At 70.0% G+C, this 340-nt stretch carries 1 protein-coding gene; it reads right to left on the bottom strand.

Going from position 1 to position 340, the window contains the following annotated elements; genetic code table 11:
* On the bottom strand, nucleotides 1-340 hold a 340-nt coding region (locus JHN63_RS52240), incomplete at both ends, for an AMP-binding protein (protein WP_200692079.1).

The following is a 340-nucleotide window of genomic DNA, read 5'->3' as shown; positions in this document are numbered from 1 at the left end:
GGCCGGGGAGGACCGACACCCGCTCCGCCGCGATGTTCGCGAGCACCGTGTCGACGTTGAACACCGGCTGCGGGATCATCGTCGCGCCCCGCATCAGCGAGGCGATCACGCCCGCCTTGTAGCCGAAGGTGTGGAAGAAGGGGTTCACGATCAGATAGCGGTCGCCCTGCCGCAGCCCCGCCAGGTCGCTCCAGATCTCGTAGCCCCGCAGTGTCTGCGCGTGCGTGATCACCGCGCCCTTGGGGCGGCCCGTCGTCCCCGACGTGAAGATGATGTCCGAGACCGTCGAGCCGTCCAACTCCCCCTCCCGCGCCCGCACTTCCGCCGCGCCCACACCCTC

Source organism: Streptomyces sp. MBT65, assembly GCF_016612545.1.
In the GTDB taxonomy this organism is placed as follows: domain Bacteria; phylum Actinomycetota; class Actinomycetes; order Streptomycetales; family Streptomycetaceae; genus Streptomyces.
The sequence above is the reverse complement of the archived record's forward strand: the minus strand, read 5'-3'. Positions and strand labels throughout refer to the sequence as shown.